This is a genomic window from Streptomyces sp. NBC_01006 (assembly GCF_045162725.1).
Classification (GTDB): domain Bacteria; phylum Actinomycetota; class Actinomycetes; order Streptomycetales; family Streptomycetaceae; genus Streptomyces.
Window position 1 is genome coordinate 6726647 of the sequence record NZ_CP108700.1, and the last position, 22145, is coordinate 6748791.

Consider the following 22145-nt stretch of genomic DNA (forward strand, 5'->3'; position numbering starts at 1 on the left):
AAAGCGAAATACCTACGGTTCCGTAGCCTACGAATCCGTAGGTTAAGCGGAGCGTGAGGACCAGCCAAGCCCCAGGCGTTCATATGACCGATTACATCCCGTTATCTGTGCAGTTTGAGGGCGCGCTGGAAGGGCCCGACGGAGCGAAAGTCGCCCCGGCAGGTGGCCCGCGACACCCGCCTTGACGGCGGGCATCGCGGCTGGCGCGGAGTCACTCGTGCCAGAGGGCCTCGCGCACCTCCTCGGCCGTGGTCGGCTTCAGCTCGCCGTCGAGCAGCAGCCAGCGGGTGATCCCGATCGACTCCAGGAACGGCACGTCGTGGCTGGCCACCAGCAGTGCGCCCTCGTACGACCCCAGCGCGTCCGTGAGCTGCCGTACGCTCGCCAGGTCCAGGTTGTTCGTCGGCTCGTCCAGCATCAGCAGCTGCGGAGCCGGCTCCGCCAGCAGCAGCGCCGCCAGCGCCGCCCGGAACCGCTCGCCGCCCGACAGGGTGCCGGCCGGCCGGTCCGCCCGGGCGCCCCGGAACAGGAAGTGCGCGAGCCGCGCCCGGATCAGGTTGTTCGAGGCCTGCGGGGCGAAGCGGGCCACGTTCTCCACTACCGACCGGCTCTCGTCGAGCACGTCCAGCCGCTGCGGCAGGAACCGCGTCGGCACGTGCGTGACCGCCTCACCGGACGCCGGGGCGAGCGCGCCTGCGATCGTGCGCAGCAGGGTCGTCTTGCCGCTGCCGTTGCGGCCCACGAGCGCGATCCGCTCCGGACCGCGCAGCTCCCACTCGCCCGCGGCCCGGGCCCCGTGCGCCAGGTGCACGTTGCTCAGGGTCAGCACCCGGCGCCCCGGCGGGACCTGGGTGGCGGGCAGCTCGATCCGGACCTCGTCGTCGTCCCGGACCGCCTCCGCCGCCTGGTCCAGCCGCTCCTTCGCCTGCGCCAGCTTCTCGGTGTGCAGGATGCGGTGCTTGCCGGCCGACTCCTGCGCCGCGCGCTTGCGGGCACCCATGACGATCTTCGGCTCGCGCTTCGTGTCGTACATCTTCTGGCCGTACCGCTTGCGCCGCGCCAACTTCAGGTGAGCGTCGGACAGTTCCCGCTTCTGCCGCTGCACGTCGGCCTCCGCGACCCGGACCATCCGCTCGGCCACGTCCTGTTCGGCGGCGAGCTGCTCCTCGTACGCCGTGAAGTTCCCTCCGTACCAGCGGACTTCGCCGTCGTGCAGGTCGGCGATCTGGTCGACCCGCTCCAGCAGCTCCCGGTCGTGGCTGACCAGCAGCAGTACCCCGGACCAGGATTCGACCGCCGCGTACAGCCGGCGCCGGGCCCGCAGGTCCAGGTTGTTCGTCGGCTCGTCCAGCAGCAGGACGTCGGGACGGGCGAGCAGCAGGGCGGCGAGGCGCAGCAACACGCATTCTCCGCCCGACAGTTCACCGACCGTACGGTCCAGGCCGATCCGGGCGAGCCCGAGCTGGTCCAGGGTGGCCAGGGCCCGTTCCTCGACGTCCCAGTCGTCGCCGACCGCGGCGAAGTTCGCCTCGGTGGCCTCGCCCGCCTCTATGGCGTGCAGGGCGGTACGGACGGTGTGGATGCCGAGCGCCTCGTCCACGCGCAGGGCGGTGTCGAGGGTGACGCTCTGCGGGAGGTGTCCGACGGTGCCGGCCACGGACAACTGGCCGTCAGACGGCGTCAGTTCACCCGCGATGAGCTTCAGCAGGGTGGACTTCCCGCAGCCGTTGAGCCCGATCAGGCCGGTACGGCCGGGGCCGACGACCAGCTGGAAGTCCTCGAAGGCGGGAGTGCCGTCGGGCCAGTCGAAGGACAGGGTGGAGCAGGTGATGAATGCAGGGGTATGGCTCATGGAGGCCTCCAGGTTGCGTGAGTGGTACGTGCAACGCGGGGAGACAGCCGACGGTGGGATCCGATGGCGGATCGGTGGGATCGGTGGGATCGGTCGGTGTCTCGGACCTCAGAAGAGCAATGTCCTGCTCCGTTTCGACGGCAGTGGGGCGTCGACGAAGCTACGGGCGGCCGGAGCCGCCCGCAATCGAATTAACCGCGGGAGGGGGCGAGGCCGGGTTTCAGCGCGGATCGCGCATCAGCTCGGCCAGGCTGTGGTCCATGTCGAGGTACAGGTGCTCCAGACCCGGCGGCACGACCGCCGCCGCCCGCTCCAGGAACCGGTGCAGCTCGGCCGTCAGCATCAGTACGATCGCCACGCCCTCGGGGGCGTGGAACTCGATCGTGGTCCGGTCGATGTCGTACGGCCGCACCCGCACGTCGCCGCACCCCGTCGGGCGGTCGAGCCCCGATTCGAGGAGCTCGCGGGCGAAGGTCCACGAAACCTCGACGCCCTCCAGGGTGGCGGGAGCGGGGAAGGCCATGCGCACGGCGAAGGGATCGCCACGGTCGTAGCAGAGCGTGACGGGTACGGTCTCGACCTTCGGGGCGGTGGCGACCAGACGGGCCTGCACGGCCTGCTCGATAACAGTGATCAAGGCTCGCTCCCTTGCGGCGGATCTGCTGCCGGGCGTGGGGTGAAGCCCGGCAACCGGATAGACGCCGGAATCGGCAAATCCGTGCATGCGAACTGACGTGAGCTGTGTCACCGATTGGCTGGAACGCGTCCGTTTGATCGCACAGAGTGACGAGGGGAGGGGCGTGGGTGAAGGGGCCTCAGTCGCTGCCGCACGCCCCGGAGTGGTCGCAGAACGGCTGGTTCCCGCTCACTCCACAGGCGCAAAGCATCGCCCTGGTCTCCCGTCGGACGGTCCCTTCGGGGGTCGTCACGCGCAGATCGCCGCGCATCACGAGCTGGCCGGCGGGCGACCGTACGACCGTGGTCGGCCGGTCCGGCTCCTCGGCCGGCCCGTCGTCGGCGAGCCGGTACTGGAGCGCGCCCGAGGGGCACCGGCGGATCACCTCGGCGACCCGCTCCGGCTCGGCGCCGTCCGGCTGCACCCATGGACGCTTCCCCGAGTCGAACGCCTCGGGGAGGCCGCGCACGCATTCGGCGGCGTGCAGGCACCGCCCGGTGTCGTAGGTGACGGTGATGCGCTTGCCGTCGTAGGCCTTGGGTTCCTTGGATGGCATGGCCTCAGCGTAGGAACGCGGCGGCGCGGACGCACCCTGGACGCCGAATCCGGTGTGCATTAGCTTCCGGCGCCATGAGACTTCTTGGAGTTGGCATGTGCGCGGCGGCTCTGGCGGTGGGCCTGCTGGCCGCCCCCGCGCACGCGGAGGGCCAGGACGACGTGCAGGGCTTACGGGACGGGCGCGCGGGCTGGGCGTTGAAGGACACCGGCAAGGACGCCCGGTTCCGCGGGCTGGCGGCGGTCAGCCGCTCCACGGCCTGGGTGGCCGGCTCCAAGGGCACGGTGCTGCGCACGGTGGACGGCGGCCGCAGTTGGCGTGACGTCTCACCGCCGGGCGCGGTCGCGGAGGGCCTGGAGCTGCGCGACATCGAGGCCTTCGACGCGCGGCGCGCGGTGGCCCTGTCCATCGGGGAGGGCGAGGCTTCGCGGGTGCTGCGCACCGAGGACGGCGGCGCCACCTGGACCGAGGCCTTCCGCAACCCCGACCCGCGGGCCTTCTACGACTGCCTCACCTTCTTCGACTCCCGCCACGGGCTGGCCATGAGCGACCCGGTGGACGGCAAGTTCCGGATCCTGTCGACGGACGACGGCGGCCGCAACTGGGCGGTGCTGCCGAGTACGGGGATGCCGGACGCCCTGCAGGGCGAGGCGGGCTTCGCGGCCAGTGGCCAGTGCCTGGTGAAGGCCGGGTCGCGCGACGTCTGGCTGGCCACGGGCGGCGGCGCGGTCGCCCGGATCCTGCACTCGGCGGACCGAGGACGCACCTGGCGGATCGCCGAGTCGGGCATCCCGGCGGGAGACCCGGCCAAGGGGGTCTTCGCCCTGGCCTTCCGCGACCGTACGACGGGCCTCGCGGTCGGCGGCGACTACCGCACCGGCGAAGCCTCCCCGCGGGCAGCCGCGGTATCGGCGGACGCGGGCCGCACCTGGCACCCGGCTTCGACCCCGCCACCCGCCTACCGCTCGGGCGCGGCCTGGCTCCCGCACCTGCGCACCGCAGCCCTGGCGGTGGGCCCGACGGGCACGGACGTGACGACGGACGGGGGCAGGACGTGGCGGGCACTGGCCGAGGGCTCGTTCGACACGGTCGACTGCGCGGACGACGGCGGCTGCTGGGCGGCGGGGGAGAAGGGCAGGGTGGGGAGGCTGGAGGGGGCTTGAGGGGAAGCTGAGTACGGGGGGTCGGGAGACGTCGGTCGGGGTGCCGGGGTCGGGCTCCCCTGGTTCGGGGTCGGTGGTGTGTCCGGGGGCGTCCCGTCAGTCCACTGTCCTTCCGTGTCGGGTCGGTCCGTCAAGGGCGCTCACTTCGTTCGCGTCGCTACGCGATGGCCTTCGGCCACCCTTGGCCGACCGCCCCGCCCCGGAATGCCATAAGACTGCCGGGAAGCCCCCGAAGGAATGGCCGGGAGGATACCGACCAGGAGCGGCCCCGTCGGAGATGCTGAACCGCGCCCCCTGCCGTCCGGAGTTCTCCTCCCGGGACCACCGAGCCCAACCGGTAACGGGGGCGCGTCAGATCGCTACGTGCTCCTCTCGTCATGGCGTCCGACGACCGTCTGGGGCTGGGCGCGGTTGTTCTGCGGCCGAACGGGTCGACGATGGGGGCCGACGACGTTGCGGCCGGGTCAATGCAACGGAGCGTCATAGGGTGGCCGTCGCTCGCAGGCGACGGAAGAAACGGACGTTCATGGCGTACGAACTACGGGACCGCGCGATCTTTGGTACCACGTCCGCAACCACCGCCACCCACGACGTCGGCCTGCTCGTGCTCCGGCTCGTCGTCGGCCTCACCATGGTCGGCCACGGCACGCAGAAGCTCTTCGGCTGGTTCAGCGGCCCCGGTTTCACCGCCACCGGCAAGGGTTTCTCGATGAGCGGCTATCCCGCCGGGAAGGCCATGGCCGCCATCGCCGGTCTCTCCGAGACCCTGGGTGGCCTGGGTCTCGCCCTCGGCCTGCTCACTCCGCTCGCCGGCGCGGCCCTGACCGGAACCTTCATCAACATCCTGGCCGTTCGGGGCTTGAGCGCCTTCTTCGCCCCCAAGGGCGTGGAACTCGAGTCCGTGCTCTTCGCGGGCGTCATCGCCCTCACGCTCACCGGACCGGGCCGCTTCTCCGTCGACCACTTCCTCCCCGTCCTAAGCGAATCGCGACCCCGCTACTCCATTCTCGGACTGGTGCTGGGAGCCGTAGCGGGATTGGTCGTCCTTCTCATCCGTGACTGACCCACCTCCGTCCCGCCGCTCGCCAAATCAGCACGAACGACCCGCAGTCGCGTCGTCGCGGATTTCGTCCCGGTCGTGGGCGGCCTATGTCCAGCCAAGACGGTCGCCGGACGCCATGCCGAGAGGAGCGCGTAGCGATCCGCCGCGAACTGGCACGGCATCGTCATCTCGTCGCTGTCCGGTGCAGGTTGGCCCTCCCCGCGCCCCGTTACCGGCCGGGCTTGGTGGTTCCGGGGAGTGGGGTACGGGGTCACAGGGAAGCCCTGGTAGGCATCTCCGACGGGGCCGCTCCTGGTCGGTATCCTCCCGGCCATTCCTTCGGGGGCTTCCCGGCAGTCTTATGGCGTTCCGGGGCGGGGCGGTCGGCCAAGGGTGGCCGAAGGCCATCGCGTAGCGACGCGAACGAAGTGAGCGCCCTTGACGGACCGACCCGACACGGAAGGACAGTGGACTGACGGGACGCCCCCGGACACCCCACCGACCCCGAACCAGGGGGTCCCGACCCCGGCACCCCGACCGACGTCTCCCGACCCCTAAGCCCCCGGGTTCTCCCGTACCGTCGCCAGGTCCGACGACGTCTTCGTCGCGATGAACTCCGTGATGCGGTACTCGCAGACGCCGGCCACCGTGAAGGGGTCCTCTGCCGCGATGCGCTCGACCTCCGCGCGGGAGACGCCCGCCGCGATGATGATGCCGCCCTCGCGCGGGACCTTGCGGCCCGAGGCGAGGAAGACGCCCGAGGCGTAGTAGCCGTCCAGCCACGCGATGTGGGCGTCCAGCTCGTCTTCGACGGCTTCGATGGGTGCGGTGTACGAGAGCTCCATGACGAACATGATCGTCAGGCTACTCTCGCACCATCATGACGAGTGTGAAGACCCCCGCCGATGAGGCCGAGGCCCGGGCGATACAGGACGAACTGCGTAAGAGTGTGGTGCTCGACGAGGCCGGCCCACCACCCGGGCGCGGGCTGGTCGCGGGCGTGGACGTCGCCTACGACGACGAGCGCGACCTGGTCGCCGCCGCGGCCGTCGTCCTCGACGCCGCCACCCTGGAGGTCGTCGAGGAGGCGACCGCCGTCGGGCACGTCAGCTTCCCGTACGTGCCCGGGCTCCTCGCCTTCCGGGAGCTGCCCACCGTGCTCGCCGCGCTCGACTCCCTCACCGCCGCCCCCGACCTGGTCGTCTGCGACGGCTACGGGCTCGCCCACCCCCGCGGCTTCGGCCTGGCCTGCCACCTCGGGGTCGTCACGGGACTGCCGAGCATGGGCGTCGCGAAGAACCCCTTCACGTTCACGTACGAGGAGCCGGGGGACCGGCGCGGCGACGCGGCCCCGCTGGTCGCGGCCGACGGCGCCGTCGTCGGGCGGGCGCTGCGCACGCAGGACGGGATCAAGCCGGTGTACGTCTCCGTGGGCCACCGGATCTCGCTCGACACCGCCTGCGCCCACGCGCTCGCGCTGAGCCCGCGCTTCCGGATCCCCGAGTCCACCCGGCACGCCGACTCCCTCTGCCGACGGGCCCTGCGCGAAGCCTCCTGACCACCGGTCGGTTCAGCGAGCCGAGGCCACCCGGAACCGGATCCCCGCCTTCTGGAGCCGGTCCAGCAGGGCGTCGCCCATCGCCACCGCCGTGGTGAGCTGGCCGGCCCGCTCCGGCAGGGCGTCGTACGCGAGGCACAGCGCCGACTCCGCCAGCATCTTGGCGGTCTCCCCGTAGCCCGGGTCGCCGCCCGAGACCTCGGTGAACACCCGGCTGCCGCCGCCCTCGCCCACGAAGCGGACCGTGAACCAGCTGCGCGCCCGCCGCTCCGCGTCCGGGCCCTGGCCCGCCTCCCAGCGGCTCATCAGCCACCGCCGCGCCGCCGGGAGCTGCGCCAGGGCCACCGCCCCGCCGACCGCCGCCGCACCGCCCACGGCTACCGGGAGGTGCTTGACCGAGGCGTACTGCCGATAGCGGAAGTCCGGCCCGTACCGCTCCAGCGCGGCCGCCGAGCGGGTCACGACCCGGTGGTCCAGGGTCGGCAGCGGCAGCGCCCACGTGCCGGTCTCCCGGCTGAACCGCGGCGCGCCCAGGGGGCTTCGTACGCGGCGCCCCGGCAGCCGGGGCTCGTGGAGGCGGCGCACCTGCGCCGCGGCCAGGGTCTGCGGTCCGCGGCCCATGGCGGTCAGGGCGGAGGCCAGGGTTCCGCCGGAGAAGGTCGCGTTGGAGCGCATGAACCCGTCCACCCGGAGCGGGACGCCCTCCGGCAGCTGCCCCACCGTGAAGTACGCGCCGAGGTCGGCCGGGATCGAGTCGAAGCCGCAGGCGTGCACGAGCCGCGCGCCGGTCTCCCGGGCCCGGGCGTCGTGCTCGACGTACATCCGGTCGACGAACTCCGGCTCGCCGGTGAGGTCCACGTAGTCCGTGCCCGCCGCGGCGCAGGCGGCGACCAGCTCCGCTCCGTACAGGACGTACGGTCCGACGGTCGTGGCCAGGACCCGGGTGGAGGCGGCCAGTTCCCGTACGGCCCGCGCGTCCCCGGCGTCCGCGCGCAGCAGGGGCAGCGAGGCGCAGCCGGGGTCGAGTGCGGTCAGCCGCTCGCGCAGCCGCTCCAGCTTCCCGAGGTCGCGCCCCGCGAGGGCCCACCGGCAGTCGGCCGGGGCGTGCGCGGCGAGGTACTCGGCGGTGAGGGCCCCGACGAACCCGGTCGCCCCGAAGAGCACCACGTCGTAGGAACGTTCCCGGCCCCGGCCCCGGCCCCGATCCCGATCCCGGTCCCGATCCCGGTCCCGTTCGTGTTCCGCAACCCCGTCAGCCCGCCGAACCTCTTCGTCCATCACGGCTCCTCCCACTCCTGTCGGTGGCTGAGGCTAACGCGCGCGCCCCGAACGCAGAACAGCGCCCCGGAGGCGGCCTGGGCGGCCGTTCCGGGGCGCTTGCGAGCGGCGCGGGGCGCCGCGCCTCAGTTCTCCTGGTACATGCCGAAGATGTCGACGATGAGGTCGGTGTCGCCGTCGCTCTGGTTCCAGAAGTCGACGACGCCGGTGGAGCCGGTGCTCGCCTGTACCAAGTTCGGGACGGTCTTGCCGGTCGTCCAGTTCAGGGTGGAGGAGCCGGGCGGGTTCGGCAGGCTCGCCGTGCCCTGGTCGTAGGCGTACTGCGTGTTCGGGTCGGGGGCGACGGCGAGGAACCCGCTGTCCTTGGTGTTGGTCACCGTGGTGTTCAGCACGAAGCCGGTGACGCCGTCACCGGGCGAGGACATCTCCGCGTGGATGAAGTCGCGTCCACCCAGGGGGCCGTGGACCGGGCTCTCGGTGTCGCGGGTGTCGAGCATGCGCATCGGCATGAACGGCACGTAGGAGCCCTTGCTCTGCGGGCTGTAGTAGCCGACGACGTCGACGATGACGTCGGCCGGGTTCCAGCCGCCGTTGCGGAGGCTGATCTTGCCGTCGGGGCCGACGGGGACGATCACCGAGTTGGCGATGGTCTGGCCCGTCGTGAAGTTCACGTTCGAGGCGGTCGGGGCCGGCTGCCCGCTCGGGTAGACGGTCAGGTGGCCGTCGCTCTTCGGGCCCGTGACGGTCACGTTGAGCGCGACGGCGGTGACGCCGGAGGCAGGCACCTTGCCGAGGCCGGTGATCTGGGTGCTGAAGGACCCGTAGCCGGCGAGCTGGCCCTTGGCGGTGCCGGTGCCGCTGCGGGTGTCGACGAAGCGCTGCGGCGCCAGCGGGGTGTAGCCGCTGGAGGCGGTCTGCGTGAAGTAGCCGGTGACGTCGGCGATGAGGTCGACCGACTCCCAGCCGCCGTTGTACAGGTTGACGTAGCCGTTCTCGCCGACCGGCACGATGACCAGGTTCGGGACGGTCTGGCCGGGAACGAAGTTGACGTTCGAGGTGCTCGGCTTGTCGTCGCCGTCGGCGAAGGCGGTGACGTGGCCGCCGCTGGTGGTGCCGGTGACGGTGACGTTGAGGACGACCGCGGTCACGCCGGCCGGGATGGAGCCGTTTCCGCCGATCTTCAGGTGCGCCGAGCTGTACGGGGCCACCTTGGCGGCCTTGGCGGCGCCGGTGCCGTTGCGGGTGTCCAGGAGGCGGGTCGGGCCGTACGGGGTGTAGTCCGAACCCTCGGTCGTGAAGGCCACCTCGTTGGTGACCGCGGTGTTGGCGGCCTTGTCCGTCACGGTGACCTTGACGGTGTAGGTGCCGAGCTCCGCGTAGGTGTGCTCCGACTCCACGACCTGCGTGCCGGAGGCGGAGGCGGTGGTGACGGCCCCGTCGCCCCAGGCGATGCTGACGTCGAGCGGGGTGGCCGCGCTGGTGATGGAGCTGTCCACGACGATCCCGTGGGCGCTGACGGCGAACGCGTCCAGGCCGACCGCGAGGGTCGGGTTGGCGGCGCCGGCGGTCTCCGTCATGGGAGCGGCCGCGAGCTTGCTCGTGGGGGCCGGAGCGCTCTGCCGGATCGACCGGTTCGCCGGGCTGGAGAACTTGGTGGTGTCCTTCAGCCCGTCCTGGGCCAGGTCGGGCTTGCTGATGCCCTGGGCATCGCCGGAGTCCGCACCGGCCGCGTGGGCCATGCCCGGTATGAGAGAAATGCCGGCCGCGAAGACGGCCGCAGATGCTGCGAGTCGGCGGTAGGACACCGAGCCCCCTATGTTCCGTGAGCCCTTGGCCAGGGCTGAAAGCTCGCTCAGATTACATAGCTTCTGTCCTTCCGCTTAAGGCCCCCCGCCTTAATTTCGCGCGCCTGCGGGAACGGCCTCGGAACCGGCCTAAAAATCGTCTCCCGACTGCTGTGATCAGGGGTTTTGTGTTCTCTCATCAGTTGTCCGGGTAGGCCCCGAAAAGGTCGATGGCGGGGCCGATGTCGCCGTCGTTCCGGTTCCGGTAATCGATGGCGCGGGTGAGGAGTCCCCGGCCCGTGTCAGGGGGCGGCGCTAGCGTGGGGAGGGACTGTCCGTGCGGGCGCGTGTGCGCTGTGGTGAGGGAGGCGTCGATGAAGGCTGCGGTGCGCAAGTGGGAGGCGGTGCGGGAGTTCGCCCGGGGGCTGCCGGAGGCCGTGATGGAGTTTCCCTGGGGGCCCGAGGACTGCGTCGTGAAGGTCAACAAGAAGATCTTCGTGTTCCTGGGCAGCGTCGACGGCCCGCGGTCGCCCGGGTTCTCCGTGAAGCTCAAGGACGAGGCGCTGCACGGCCACGCCATGACCGCGCCGGGCGCGGAGCCGACCGGGTACGGGCTGGGGAGGGCCGGCTGGGTCTCCGTGCCGTTGGGGGAGAAGGGGGCGCCGCCCCTCGACGTGCTGTGCGAGTGGGTGGAGGAGAGCTATCGCACGGTCGCCCTCAAGCGCCACCTGAAGGAACTCGACGGGCGGCTCGACACGAGCCCCGGCACGAGCTCCGACGCGAGCCTCGCCACAAGCCCCGACGCGCGAAACGCGTCAACCGGCTAAGCGGTTGCTCTTGTGCTGAGTGGAGCGCGTTCCTAGCATCACTGGTGTTACATCAGTTGTGTCACACAATGGCGCGCGCCACGGATGCTACGGATGCTGGGGGCTCGATGGCAGTGACAGGGAACGGGAACGTGCCCGGCAGGCCCGGCGGCGGCCCGCTCGCGGGCGTGCGCGTCGTCGAACTGGCGGGCATCGGCCCGGGCCCGTTCGCCGCCATGCTCCTCGCCGACCTGGGGGCCGACGTCGTACGGGTGGACCGGCCCGGCGGTGGCGGGCTCGCGGTCAACCCCGCGTACGACGTCACCAACCGCGGCAAACGCTCCGTCCTGGTCGACCTGAAGTCCGCCGAGGGCCCCGCCCGCGTGCTGGACCTCGTCGAGCGGGCCGACGTGCTGATCGAGGGCTTCCGACCCGGCGTCGCCGAGCGGCTCGGCGTCGGACCCGCCGACTGCCACGCCCGCAACCCCAAGCTCGTCTACGGCCGGATGACCGGCTGGGGCCAGGACGGCCCGCTCGCGCACACCGCCGGGCACGACATCGCGTACATCGCCGTCACCGGCGCCCTCGGCATGATCGGGAATCCGGGCGAGGCGCCGGCCGTCCCCGCCAACCTCGTCGGGGACTACGCGGGCGGCTCGCTCTACCTCGTCATCGGCGTGCTCGCGGCCCTCCAGCACGCCCGCACCCCCGGCGGCGCCGGCCAGGTGGTCGACGCGGCCATCGTCGACGGCACCGCCCACCTCACCGCCATGATCCACGGCATGATGGCGGCCGGCGGCTGGCAGGACCGGCGCGGGGCCAACCTCCTCGACGGCGGCTGCCCGTTCTACGGCACGTACGAGACCTCCGACGGCGGGTACATGGCGGTCGGCGCCCTGGAGCAGCAGTTCTACGACACCTTCGTCGAACTGCTCGGCATCAAGGACCAGGCCCCGGCCCGCAAGGACCTGGCCCGCTGGGACGAGCTCCGCGAGGCCGTCGCCGCCCGCTTCAAGTCCCGTACGCGCCAGGAGTGGACGGCGGTGTTCGAGGGTTCCGACGCCTGCGTGGCGCCCGTGCTCTCCCTGCGCGAGGCGCCGCAGCACCCGCACCTCGCCGCCCGTGCCACCTTCACCGACTTCGGCGGGATCACCCAGCCCGCCCCCGCGCCCCGGTTCTCGGCCACCCCCGCCGCTGTCACCGCGGGCCCCGCCCTGCCGGGCGCGCACACCGAATCCGTGGCCCGCGACTGGGACGTACCGGTCCTGCTCCCGAAAGAGGTCTGATGGAACTGTCCATGATGCTCGACTACGCCGGGGACCCGCGCCGGGCCGCCGACGAGGCGGCGGCGCTGGAGGCGGCCGGGCTCGACGCCGTGTGGGTCGCCGAGGCCTGGGGCTTCGACTCCCCGACGATCATGGGCTACCTCGCCGCCCGCACAGAGCGGATGAAGATCGGCTCGGCCATCCTCAACGTCTACTCGCGCACCCCGGCCCTCGTCGCCCAGACGGCCGCCGGACTCGACGCGCTCTCCGGAGGTCGGGCGCTGCTCGGCCTCGGCGCCTCCGGCCCGCAGGTGGTCGAGGGCTGGCACGGGAAGCCGTACGACAAACCGATCGGCCGGACCCGCGAGACCGTCGAGCTGTGCCGCCGGATCTGGCGCCGCGAGACGATCGATCACCACGGCATCACCGACATGCCGCTGCCGCCCGAGAAGGGCGGCCGGCACGGCAAGCCGCTGAAGATCCTCACCCGGCCGGTCCGCGAAGCGGTCCCCGTCTACATCGCCTCGCTCGGTCCCGCCAACGTACGGATGACCGCCGAGATCGCCGACGGCTGGCTGCCCACGCTGTTCCTCCCCGAGAAGGCCCACGCGGTGTGGGGGAGCGCCCTCGCCGAGGGCGCGGCCCTGCGCGACCCGGAGCTCGGGCCGCTGCAGACCGTGGCCGGCGGGCTGCTCGCGATCGGCGAGGACGCCGCCGCCGTACGGGACCTCGCGCGTCCGCAGATCGCGCTGTACGTCGGCGGGATGGGCGCGGTCGGCAAGAACTTCTACAACGACCTCGCCGTCGCCTACGGGTACGGGGAGGAGGCCCGGAAGATCCAGGAGCTCTACCTCTCCGGCCGCAAGCGCGATGCGGCGGCCGCCGTACCGGACGAGTTCTGCGAGCTCATGACGCTGTGCGGGCCGGAGGGCTACGTACGCGAGCGGGTCGAGGCCTTCCGGGAGGCGGGCGTCAGCATGCTCAACGTCACACCCGTCGGAGCCGAGCCGGCCCGGCTGATCGAAACCGTCAAGAGCTGGCTCTAGGGGGCCCCGATGCAACGCCGCATCTTCGACGCCGACCACGAGGCGTTCCGTGAAACGGTCCGCACCTTCCTCACCAAGGAGGTGCTGCCGCACTACGAGCAGTGGGAGAAGGACGGGATCGTCAGCCGCGAGGCCTGGCGGGCCGCCGGCCGGCAGGGCCTGCTGGGCCTGGCCGTCCCGGAGGAGTACGGGGGCGGCGGGAACACCGACTTCCGCTACGCCGCCGTGATCGCGGAGGAGTTCACCCGGGCGGGCGCGGCCGGGCTCGCGATCGGCCTGCACAACGACATCATCGGCCCGTACCTGACCTCGCTCGCCACCGAGGAGCAGAAGCGGCGCTGGCTGCCCGGCTTCTGCTCCGGCGAGACCATCACCGCCATCGCCATGACCGAGCCGGGTGCGGGCTCGGACCTCCAGGGGATCCGGACCAGCGCCGAGGACCGGGGCGACCACTGGGTGCTCAACGGCTCCAAGACCTTCATCTCCAACGGCATCCTGGCCGACCTGGTGATCGTGGTCGCGAAGACCACCCCCGAGGGCGGGGCGCACGGCCTGTCGCTGCTCGTGGTCGAGCGGGGCACGGAGGGCTTCGAGCGCGGCCGCAACCTCGACAAGATCGGCCAGAAGGCGCAGGACACCGCCGAGCTGTTCTTCCACGACGTACGCGTCCCCAAGGAGAACCTGCTCGGCGAGCTGAACGGCGCCTTCGTCCACCTGATGACCAATCTCGCGCAGGAGCGGATGGGCATCGCGATGGCCGGCATCGCCGCCGCCGAGCACCTGCTGGAGATCACCACGACGTACGTGAAGGAGCGCGAGGCTTTCGGGCGGCCGCTCTCCAAGCTCCAGCACATCCGCTTCGAGATAGCGGAGATGGCCACCGAGTGCGCCGTCACCCGCACCTTCCTGGACCGCTGCATCGTCGACCACTCCAACGGCGAGCTGGACCACGTGCACGCCTCGATGGCCAAGTGGTGGGCGACCGAACTCCAGAAGCGGGTCGCCGACCGCTGCCTGCAACTGCACGGCGGGTACGGCTACATGAGCGAATACCCGGTCGCCCGGGCCTTCACCGACGGCCGCATACAGACCATCTACGGCGGCACGACCGAGATCATGAAAGAGATCATCGGCCGCTCCCTCCTCGGTTAGGGGGTGTCCGGCGGATCAGGGCCGGACACCCCCTAACGCACGACCTCTCCCCGAAAGGCTTTGACAGTGAGCACCGAAGCGTACGTATACGACGCGATCCGCACGCCCCGCGGCCGCGGCAAGGCCAACGGCGCCCTGCACGGCACCAAGCCGATCGACCTGGTCGTCGGCCTCATCAACGCCCTGCGCGAGCGCAACCCCGGCCTGGACCCCGCCACCATCGACGACATCGTCCTCGGCGTCGTCGGCCCGGTCGGCGACCAGGGCTCCGACATCGCCCGGATCGCGGCCATCGCCGCAGGACTCCCGGACACGGTGGCCGGCGTACAGGAGAACCGCTTCTGTGCCTCCGGCCTGGAGGCCGTCAACATGGCCGCCGCCAAGGTCCGCTCCGGCTGGGAGGACCTCGTCCTCGCGGGCGGCGTGGAGTCCATGTCCCGCGTCCCCATGGCCTCCGACGGCGGCGCCTGGTTCAACGACCCGATGACCAACTGGGACACCGGCTTCGTCCCGCAGGGCATCGGCGCCGACCTCATCGCCACCATCGAGGGCTTCTCCCGGCGCGACGTCGACGAGTACGCCGCCCTCTCCCAGGAGCGCGCGGCCACCGCCATCAAGGAGGGCCGCTTCGCGAAGTCCGTCGTCCCGGTCACCGACCGCAACGGCCTGGTCGTCCTGGACCAGGAGGAGTTCGTCCGCCCCGGCACCACCGCCGACACCCTCGCGAAGCTCAAGCCGTCCTTCGCGGACATCGGCGACCTCGGCGGCTTCGACGCCGTCGCCCTGCAGAAGTACCACTGGATCGAGAAGATCGACCACGTGCACCACGCGGGCAACTCCTCCGGCATCGTCGACGGCGCCTCGCTCGTCGCCATCGGCACCCGCGAGGCGGGTGAGCGCAACGGTCTGGCGCCCCGCGCCCGCATCGTCTCGGCCGCCGTCTCCGGCTCCGAGCCCACCATCATGCTCACCGGCCCCGCCCCGGCCACCCGCAAGGCCCTCGCCAAGGCCGGCCTGACCATCGACGACATCGATCTGATCGAGATGAACGAGGCCTTCGCCGGCGTCGTCCTGCGCTTCGTCAAGGACATGGGCGTCTCCCTCGACAAGGTCAACGTCAACGGCGGCTCCATCGCCCTCGGCCACCCGCTCGGCGCCACCGGCGCGATGCTGCTCGGCACCGTCATCGACGAACTGGAGCGCCAGGACAAGCGCTACGGGCTCGTCACCCTCTGCGTCGGCGGCGGCATGGGCGTCGCCACCATCGTCGAGCGCCTCTGAACCGCGTCCTGTATCCCCCAGACCTCCTCTCTGACACGGAAGTAGCGAGAAACATGAGCGAGTCCACCACGATCCGCTGGGAACAGGACGAGACCGGCGTCGTCACCCTGATCCTCGACGACCCGGGCCAGTCCGCCAACACGATGAACCAGGCCTTCAAGGACTCCATCGCGCGCGTAGCCGACCGCGCCGAGGCCGAGAAGGACTCCATCCGCGGCATCATCTACACCTCCGCCAAGAAGACCTTCTTCGCGGGCGGCGACCTCAAGGACATGATCCGGCTGCGCCCCGAGGACGCGGGCCTCGCCTTCGAGACCGGCACCGCCATCAAGCGCTCGCTGCGCCGCATCGAGACCCTCGGCAAGCCGGTCGTCGCGGCCATCAACGGTGCGGCCCTCGGCGGCGGTTACGAGATCTGCCTCGCCTCCCACCACCGCATCGCCCTCGACGCCCCCGGCTCCAAGATCGGCCTGCCCGAGGTCACCCTCGGTCTGCTCCCGGCTGGCGGCGGTGTCACCCGTACGGTGCGCCTCATGGGCATCGCCGACGCGCTGCTCAAGGTCCTGCTCCAGGGCACCCAGTACAACCCGCAGCGCGCCCTCGACAACGGCCTCGTCCACGAACTGGCCGCCACCCCCGAGGAGATGCTGGCCAAGGCCCACGCCTTCATCGACGCCAACCCCGAGTCGAAGCAGCCCTGGGACGTCCCCGGCTACCGGATCCCGGGCGGCACCCCGTCGAACCCGAAGTTCGCGGCCAACCTCCCGGCCTTCCCGGCCAACCTCAAGAAGCAGCTGAACGGGGCCCCGTACCCGGCCCCGCGCAACATCCTGGCCTGCGCCGTCGAGGGCGCGCAGGTGGACTTCGAGACCGCGCTGACCATCGAGGCCCGCTACTTCACCGAGCTGGTCACCGGGCAGACCGCCAAGAACATGATCCAGGCGTTCTTCTTCGACCTCCAGGCCGTCAACGCCGGCCGCAGCCGCCCGCAGGGCGTCGCGCCCCGCAAGGTCACCAAGGTCGCCGTCCTCGGCGCCGGCATGATGGGCGCGGGCATCGCGTACTCCTGCGCCCGCGCGGGCATCGAGGTGGTGCTGAAGGACGTCACCGCCGAGGCCGCCGCGAAGGGCAAGGCGTACTCCGAGAAGCTGCTCGACAAGGCCGTCTCCCGAGGCCGCAGCACCGAGGCCCAGCGCGCCGAGCTGCTCGCCCGGATCACGCCGACCGCCGAAGCCGCCGACCTGGCCGGCTGCGACGCCGTCATCGAGGCCGTCTTCGAGGACACCTCCCTCAAGCACAAGGTGTTCCAGGAGATCCAGGACGTCATCGCCCCCGACGCGCTGCTCTGCTCCAACACCTCCACGCTGCCCATCACGGGCCTCGCGGAAGGGGTTTCGCGCCCCGAGGACTTCATCGGACTGCACTTCTTCTCGCCCGTCGACAAGATGCCGCTCGTGGAGATCATCAAGGGGGAGCGCACCGGCGACGAGGCCATCGCCCGCGCCTTCGACCTCGTACGGCAGATCAACAAGACCCCGATCGTCGTCAACGACTCGCGCGGCTTCTTCACCTCGCGCGTCATCGGCCAGTTCATCAACGAGGGCGTGGCGATGGTCGGCGAGGGCGTGGAGCCCGCCTCCATCGAGCAGGCCGCGGCCCAGGCCGGCTACCCGGCCAAGGTGCTCTCCCTGATGGACGAGCTCACCCTCACCCTCCCGCGCAAGATCCGCAACGAGACCCGCAAGGCCTTCGAGGCCGAGGGCCGCTCGTGGAGCGCGCACCCCGCGGACATGGTCATCGACCGGATGGTCGACGAGTTCGGCCGCCCCGGCCGCAGCGGCGGGGCCGGTTTCTACGAGTACGACGAGAGCGGCAAGCGCGCCGGCATCTGGCCGGGCCTGCGCGAGCACTTCGCGAAGCCGGACGCGGACATCCCGTTCGAGGACATGAAGGAGCGGATGCTGTTCTCCGAGGCCCTGGACACCGTCCGCTGCCTCGACGAGGGAGTCCTGACCTCGATCGCCGACGCCAACATCGGCTCCATCATGGGCATCGGCTTCCCGGCCTGGACCGGCGGCGTGATCCAGTACATCAACGGCTACGAGGGCGGTCTGGCGGGCTTCGTCGCCCGCTCCCGTGAGCTGGCCGACCAGTACGGCGAGCGGTTCACCCCGCCGGCCTCGCTCGTCGCGAAGGCCGAGCGCGGCGAGACGTACGCAGACTGACCCGCGCCGAACCAGTAGGACCCGTAGCACCCGCAGCACCCGCCGCGGGCGGCGTTCACTCGGAGTCGGCGGACTCCGAGACGAACGCCGCCCGTAGTTCCTCCTTCAGCGACCGCTGGAACGCGGTCACCAGCGCCTGCACCACCATCGGCTGCATGTGCGCGGACAGCGCCTTCATCGACTCCACCCGCTCGGGATCGCTCTCGCCCCGGGTGAACGGCCCCCACACCTCGTCCCGGAAGAGCGCCGTCAGCTCGTGCGCCGCCGTCCGCGCGTGCTCCAGCAGCACCTTGCGCGCCACCAGGATCGTCTCGTGCGCGATCGGCACGTCCAGCAGAGCGACCCCCAGCCGCAGCAGGCCGACGTCCACCCGGAAGTCCTCCCCGGCCGGTGCCAGCACGTCCATCGCCGTCAGCCGCCGGACGTCGGCGTCCGACAGGCTCCGCCCCGCCCGCTTCTCCAGCTCCTCCCGCGACACCTCCTGCGGCGCGTCCGGAGCCCAACTGGACACCATCGCGCGGTGGATCGCCAGGTCGTGCGCGCTCAGGTCGTCGGGCAGCGCGTCCAGATAGCGCTCGATGGCGGACAAGGTCATGCCCTGGTGCTGGAGTTCCTCGATCAGCGCCAGCCGGGACAGGTGTTCCGGCCCGTAGTGCCCCACCCGACGAGGGCCGATCACGGGAGGGGGCAAAAGCCCGCGCGTGCTGTAGAAACGAACGGTGCGCACGGTGACGCCCGCCCTGGCCGCCAGCTCGTCGACGGTGAGCATCGGCTCGGGTGCCTGGTCGGCCATCGTCTGCGCCTCGCTCTCTGCTCCACAGCTTGGGTTCAACAGTATTGCTGTCGCACCAACGATGTGAAACGGCCAGGAGCTGCCCATGACCATGAAACTGCGACTGCCCGGACGACCCGAAGAGCTCACGATCCCCGCCCTGCTGGCGCGCAACGCCGCCGAGTACGGCGCTCTCCCCGCCCTCTCCTGGCGCGAGGGCGACGGCTGGACGACCCTCGACTGGACCGAGGTCCGCCGCAAGGTCGCCGTCCTCGCCTCCGGATATGCCGCCCTCGGCATAGAACGCGGCGAACACGTCCTGATCATGATGGGCAACCGCCCCGAGCACTGGCTGAGCGACCTCGCCCTCGTCCACCTCGGCGCCGTCCCCGTCACCGTGTACGGGACCTCCGCGCCCGAGCAGATCGCCCACATCGCCCGGCACAGCCGGGCCCGGGTCGCCGTCCTCGAAGGCGCCCGCGAGCTGGCCCGCTGGGAACCGCTGCTCGCCGACGCCCAGGTGCCCCTGGAGCGGCTGGTCGTGGCCGAGGCCGCCGAGGCGGGTCCGCACCGTACGTACGGCTCCCTGCACGCGAGCGGCGCCCGTACGCACCGCCCCGACGCCTTCGAGAAGGCCTGGCGGGAGACCCGCCCCGAGGACCCGCTGACCGTCGTCTACACCTCCGGCACCACCGGCGACCCCAAGGGCGTGCGGCTGACCCACCGCAACATCATGCTCCAGGCCGTCCGCATCGACGGGCGCACGGAGCTGCCCGAGCACGCCGAGCACATCTGCTACCTGCCGTTCGCGCACATCGCCGAGCGGATCCTCGGCATCTACCTGCCGCTGCTGCGGGCCGCGCACGTCCGGCTCGTCGCCGACCCGGCCGCCGTGGGGGCCGCCGTACGCGAGCTGCACCCGGTGCAGTTCTTCGGGGTGCCCCGGGTCTGGGAGAAGCTCGCCGCGTCCGTACGAGCGGTGCTCGCGCAGCTTCCGGCGGCCCAGCGGGAGTCCATCGAGGCCGCGAACGAGCTCGCCCGCGCCCGGGCCGGCCACCGGGAGCGCGGCGAGCGGATCCCGGCCGCGCTCGAAGCCTCGTACGCCCGGGCGAAGGAGCAGGTGCTGGACCCGCTGCTGGGCCTGGCCGGGCTGGACCGGCTGGAGTGGACGGCCAGCGCCACCGCGCCCATGCCCATCGACGTGGTCAGGTTCTGGGCGGGCTGGGGGATCACCATCATGGACGCCTGGGGGCTCACCGAGACCTCGGGCGTGTGCACGATCAACAGCCCGGACGGCTTCCGGCTGGGCTCGGTGGGGCGGCCGATCGAGGGGCTGGAGCTGCGGCTCGCCGAGGACGGGGAGGTCCTCACACGGGGCGCGACCGTCTTCGCCGGCTACCTGCGGCCCGACGGGTCGGTGGAGAGCGCGCACGACGCCGAGGGCTGGTTCCCGACCGGGGACGTCGGCCGGCTCGACGAGGACGGGTTCCTCTGGCTGACCGACCGCAAGAAGGAACTCATCATCACCTCGAACGGCAAGAACGTCTCGCCGGCCCTGGTGGAGAACACCGTCAAGGAGCATCCGCTGATCGGCCAGGCCCTGGTGCACGGCGACGGCCGCTCCTACCTCGTCGCCCTGCTGGTACTGGACGGGGAGGTGGCCCCGGCGTGGGCGGCGGCCCGCGGCATCGAGGCCGGCTCGCTCGCCGGGCTCGCGGAGCACCCGGCCGTCCGGGAGGAGATCGCCGCCGCGGTCGAGGCGGCCAACGCCCGGCTCAACCGGACCGAGCAGATCAAGCGGTACCGGCTGCTGACGCAGGAGTGGGGCCCCGCGTCCGGGGAGCTCACCCCGTCGCTGAAACTGCGCCGCCGGGTGGTCCGGGAGAAGTACGGCGCCCTCATCGACGCGCTGTACGCCGACCCGTACGAGGATCCGGGCCGGGCCGGGGCGCAGTAGCCCGGATGGCCCCGTCCGGTGGGCGCGCGGGCGCCCGCCGGACGAGGCTGGGAAGATGCCGGAGACGCGTTTCAGCCGCGAGGAGATCCAGTCCCTCGCACGGCTCGGCCCGTTCGAGCTGAAGGACAGGTTCATCCAGCTCGCCCAGGCGGCCCAGGCCGACCGGCCGGGCCAGAAGGACACCACCGCCCGCGCCATGCTGAACGCGGGCCGCGGCAACCCCAACTGGATCGCGACCGGCCCCCGCGAGGCCTTCCACGCCCTCGGCTACTTCGCCCTCGACGAGTCCCGGCGCGTGTGGACCGCCGACCACCTCGGCGGGATGCCGGAGCGCCGCGGGATCGGGAAGCGGTTCGACTCCTGGATCCGCCGCCACCCGGAGCTGCCCGGCACCGAGCTGCTCTCCGCGTGCGTCGCGTACGCCCTGTCGCGGTGGGGGTTCGACGAGGACGCCCTCGTGCACGAGCTGGCCGACGCCGTGATCGGCGACAACTACCCGGTACCGGACCGGATGCTGGTGCACGCCGAGCAGATCGTCCGCGGCTACCTCGACTTCGAGATCTTCGGCGAACGGCCGGCCGTGGACCGCCTGTCGCTGTTCGCCACCGAGGGCGGCACGGCCGCGATGTGCTACGTCTTCGACTCGCTCGTCCAGAACGGGATCCTCCACAAGGGCGACAAGATCGCCCTGATGACCCCGGCGTTCGCCCCGTACGTCGAGATCCCCGGGCTCGACACCTTCGAGTTCGAGGTGGTCGAGGTCAGCGCGAGCCTGTTCGCCGAGACGGGCGTGCGCCAGTGGCGCTACCCGCCGGAGGAGGTCGCCAAGCTGGCCGACCCGGAGGTCAAGCTGGTCTGCCTGGTCAATCCGAGCAACCCGCCCTCGCTCGCGCTGAGCGACCGGGTGGCGGGGCAGATCAAGGAGATCGTGGCCACCGCCAACCCGAGCCTGCTGATCGTCACGGACGACGTGTACGGCACGTTCGTGCCCGGCTTCCGCTCGCTCGCCGCCGAACTGCCGCGCAACACGCTGCTGGTGTACTCGTACTCCAAGCACTACGGGGCGACCGGCTGGCGGCTCGGCGTCATCGGCCTGCACGACGACAACGTCATCGACGAGATGATCGCGGACCTCCCGCGGGAGGAGAAGGAGCGGCTCGCCCGGCGGTACGGTTCGCTCAGCCCGGAGCCGGCGGGGATCCGGTTCATCGACCGGATGGTGGCGGACTCCCGCTCGGTGGCGCTGGGCCACACGGCGGGGCTCTCCCCGCCGCAGCAGGCGCTGATGGTGCTCTTCTCGCTGTTCGACCTGCTGGAGGAGGGCCAGGCGTACAAGGAGCGCATCCGCGGGATCGTCCGGAGGCGGCTCGGCCTGCTGCTGGAGGGCGCCGGAATGAAGATCGCCGAGGACGACCGGCGGGCCGGGTACTACGTCGAACTCGACCTGCTGGCGGAGGCGGAACGGGTCCACGGCAAGGAGTTCGCGCAGTTCCTGGAGAAGAACTACGAGCCCGTCGACCCCCTGTTCCGCCTCGCGGAACAGACCTCGGTGGTGCTGCTGAACGGCGGCGGCTTCGACGGCCCGCAGTGGTCGGTCCGGGTCTCCCTGGCCAACCTCGACGACCTCGACTACCTCAAGGTCGGCCACCACCTGAGAGAGATCTTCCAGGAGTACGCGACGGAATGGCAGCGCGCGCGGGCGGACTAGCGCCGCCGGCACGTCCCTGCGGGT

General features: G+C 71.5%; 17 protein-coding genes and 1 pseudogene. 11 read left to right on the forward strand and 7 right to left on the reverse strand.

From position 1 onward, the window contains the following. Window positions 1-211: 211 nt before the first annotated feature. From OG509_RS30500 to OG509_RS30510, 3 genes are all read right to left on the reverse strand, one after another. The gene (locus tag OG509_RS30500; protein WP_406185812.1) at window positions 212-1852 is read right to left on the reverse strand and encodes an ABC-F family ATP-binding cassette domain-containing protein; all 1641 of its coding nucleotides are present in this window, start codon (window positions 1850-1852) and stop codon (window positions 212-214) included. A gap of 220 nt (window positions 1853-2072) precedes the next feature. Then, window positions 2073-2489: an SsgA family sporulation/cell division regulator gene (locus tag OG509_RS30505; RefSeq protein WP_406185813.1), complete on the reverse strand. Its 417-nt coding sequence runs from the start codon at window positions 2487-2489 to the stop codon at window positions 2073-2075. Window positions 2490-2667: 178 nt separating this feature from the next. Continuing rightward, entirely contained in the window at window positions 2668-3084 is a 417-nt protein-coding gene (locus OG509_RS30510; protein ID WP_406185814.1) for a (4Fe-4S)-binding protein, read from the reverse strand. Window positions 3085-3179: 95 nt separating this feature from the next. On the opposite strand from OG509_RS30510, the gene OG509_RS30515 reads away from it, so the two are divergent. Then, entirely contained in the window at window positions 3180-4247 is a 1068-nt protein-coding gene (locus tag OG509_RS30515) for a WD40/YVTN/BNR-like repeat-containing protein (RefSeq protein ID WP_406185815.1), read from the forward strand. Between the two features lie 526 nt (window positions 4248-4773). After that, window positions 4774-5310: a DoxX family protein gene (locus tag OG509_RS30520; protein WP_406185817.1), complete on the forward strand. Its 537-nt coding sequence runs from the start codon at window positions 4774-4776 to the stop codon at window positions 5308-5310. A gap of 533 nt (window positions 5311-5843) precedes the next feature. Here the strand turns inward: OG509_RS30520 and OG509_RS30525 are convergent. Continuing rightward, window positions 5844-6143, reverse strand: coding sequence for a YciI family protein (locus OG509_RS30525; RefSeq protein ID WP_406185818.1), 300 nt, complete (start codon window positions 6141-6143; stop codon window positions 5844-5846). 26 nt (window positions 6144-6169) lie between these two features. On the opposite strand from OG509_RS30525, the gene OG509_RS30530 reads away from it, so the two are divergent. Next, window positions 6170-6847, forward strand: a complete 678-nt coding sequence (locus tag OG509_RS30530) for an endonuclease V (protein WP_406185819.1) — start codon at window positions 6170-6172, stop codon at window positions 6845-6847. A 12-nt stretch (window positions 6848-6859) separates the two neighbouring features. On the opposite strand, the gene OG509_RS30535 is transcribed toward OG509_RS30530, so the two are convergent. Both OG509_RS30535 and OG509_RS30540 read right to left on the reverse strand, forming a co-directional pair. Then, window positions 6860-8014, reverse strand: coding sequence for a saccharopine dehydrogenase family protein (locus tag OG509_RS30535; RefSeq protein ID WP_406185820.1), 1155 nt, complete (start codon window positions 8012-8014; stop codon window positions 6860-6862). Between the two features lie 236 nt (window positions 8015-8250). Further along, on the reverse strand, window positions 8251-9864 hold the full coding sequence (locus OG509_RS30540) for a hypothetical protein (protein ID WP_406185821.1): 1614 nt from the start codon (window positions 9862-9864) through the stop codon (window positions 8251-8253). 419 nt (window positions 9865-10283) lie between these two features. Here OG509_RS30540 and OG509_RS30545 point away from each other — a divergent pair. The 6 genes and pseudogenes from OG509_RS30545 to OG509_RS30570 all read left to right on the forward strand — a co-directional run. After that, window positions 10284-10658: pseudogene (locus OG509_RS30545) on the forward strand (MmcQ/YjbR family DNA-binding protein); the annotation flags it as partial. 185 nt (window positions 10659-10843) lie between these two features. Then, complete coding sequence (locus OG509_RS30550) at window positions 10844-12001, forward strand: CaiB/BaiF CoA transferase family protein (RefSeq protein WP_406185823.1); 1158 nt, start codon at window positions 10844-10846, stop codon at window positions 11999-12001. Beyond that, window positions 12001-13026 carry an LLM class F420-dependent oxidoreductase gene (locus OG509_RS30555; RefSeq protein WP_406185825.1) on the forward strand — a complete coding sequence of 342 codons (1026 nt, stop codon included), beginning with the start codon at window positions 12001-12003 and terminating at the stop codon, window positions 13024-13026. Before OG509_RS30550 ends, OG509_RS30555 begins: the two co-directional genes overlap by 1 nt. A gap of 9 nt (window positions 13027-13035) precedes the next feature. Continuing rightward, a complete protein-coding gene (locus tag OG509_RS30560) occupies window positions 13036-14178 on the forward strand; it encodes an acyl-CoA dehydrogenase family protein (protein WP_406185826.1) in 1143 nt (380 codons plus the stop codon). A 66-nt stretch (window positions 14179-14244) separates the two neighbouring features. Then, window positions 14245-15459: an acetyl-CoA C-acetyltransferase gene (locus OG509_RS30565; protein WP_387282406.1), complete on the forward strand. Its 1215-nt coding sequence runs from the start codon at window positions 14245-14247 to the stop codon at window positions 15457-15459. A 53-nt stretch (window positions 15460-15512) separates the two neighbouring features. Beyond that, complete coding sequence (locus OG509_RS30570; RefSeq protein ID WP_406185828.1) at window positions 15513-17684, forward strand: 3-hydroxyacyl-CoA dehydrogenase NAD-binding domain-containing protein; 2172 nt, start codon at window positions 15513-15515, stop codon at window positions 17682-17684. 55 nt (window positions 17685-17739) lie between these two features. On the opposite strand, the gene OG509_RS30575 is transcribed toward OG509_RS30570, so the two are convergent. Further along, window positions 17740-18477 (reverse strand): MerR family transcriptional regulator, encoded by a 738-nt coding sequence (locus OG509_RS30575; RefSeq protein WP_385580693.1) that lies wholly within the window; start codon window positions 18475-18477, stop codon window positions 17740-17742. An 85-nt stretch (window positions 18478-18562) separates the two neighbouring features. On the opposite strand from OG509_RS30575, the gene OG509_RS30580 reads away from it, so the two are divergent. Beyond that, window positions 18563-20413 (forward strand): AMP-dependent synthetase/ligase, encoded by a 1851-nt coding sequence (locus OG509_RS30580; protein ID WP_406185830.1) that lies wholly within the window; start codon window positions 18563-18565, stop codon window positions 20411-20413. Between the two features lie 55 nt (window positions 20414-20468). Further along, complete coding sequence (locus OG509_RS30585; protein ID WP_406185831.1) at window positions 20469-22121, forward strand: bifunctional aspartate transaminase/aspartate 4-decarboxylase; 1653 nt, start codon at window positions 20469-20471, stop codon at window positions 22119-22121. Window positions 22122-22145 lie beyond the last annotated feature (24 nt).

What these genes read in the sequence shown, in the direction of transcription:
- OG509_RS30580 (WP_406185830.1), top strand. Translation starts at nt 18,563, where the DNA reads ATGACCATGAAACTGCGACTGCCCGGACGACCCGAAGAGCTCACGATC.
- OG509_RS30575 (WP_385580693.1), bottom strand. Translation starts at nt 18,477, where the DNA reads ATGGCCGACCAGGCACCCGAGCCGATGCTCACCGTCGACGAGCTGGCG.
- OG509_RS30585 (WP_406185831.1), top strand. Translation starts at nt 20,469, where the DNA reads ATGCCGGAGACGCGTTTCAGCCGCGAGGAGATCCAGTCCCTCGCACGG.
- OG509_RS30555 (WP_406185825.1), top strand. Translation starts at nt 12,001, where the DNA reads ATGGAACTGTCCATGATGCTCGACTACGCCGGGGACCCGCGCCGGGCC.
- OG509_RS30550 (WP_406185823.1), top strand. Translation starts at nt 10,844, where the DNA reads ATGGCAGTGACAGGGAACGGGAACGTGCCCGGCAGGCCCGGCGGCGGC.
- OG509_RS30515 (WP_406185815.1), top strand. Translation starts at nt 3,180, where the DNA reads ATGTGCGCGGCGGCTCTGGCGGTGGGCCTGCTGGCCGCCCCCGCGCAC.
- OG509_RS30530 (WP_406185819.1), top strand. Translation starts at nt 6,170, where the DNA reads ATGACGAGTGTGAAGACCCCCGCCGATGAGGCCGAGGCCCGGGCGATA.
- OG509_RS30510 (WP_406185814.1), bottom strand. Translation starts at nt 3,084, where the DNA reads ATGCCATCCAAGGAACCCAAGGCCTACGACGGCAAGCGCATCACCGTC.
- OG509_RS30500 (WP_406185812.1), bottom strand. Translation starts at nt 1,852, where the DNA reads ATGAGCCATACCCCTGCATTCATCACCTGCTCCACCCTGTCCTTCGAC.
- OG509_RS30520 (WP_406185817.1), top strand. Translation starts at nt 4,774, where the DNA reads ATGGCGTACGAACTACGGGACCGCGCGATCTTTGGTACCACGTCCGCA.
- OG509_RS30560 (WP_406185826.1), top strand. Translation starts at nt 13,036, where the DNA reads ATGCAACGCCGCATCTTCGACGCCGACCACGAGGCGTTCCGTGAAACG.
- OG509_RS30540 (WP_406185821.1), bottom strand. Translation starts at nt 9,864, where the DNA reads ATGGCCCACGCGGCCGGTGCGGACTCCGGCGATGCCCAGGGCATCAGC.
- OG509_RS30570 (WP_406185828.1), top strand. Translation starts at nt 15,513, where the DNA reads ATGAGCGAGTCCACCACGATCCGCTGGGAACAGGACGAGACCGGCGTC.
- OG509_RS30525 (WP_406185818.1), bottom strand. Translation starts at nt 6,143, where the DNA reads ATGTTCGTCATGGAGCTCTCGTACACCGCACCCATCGAAGCCGTCGAA.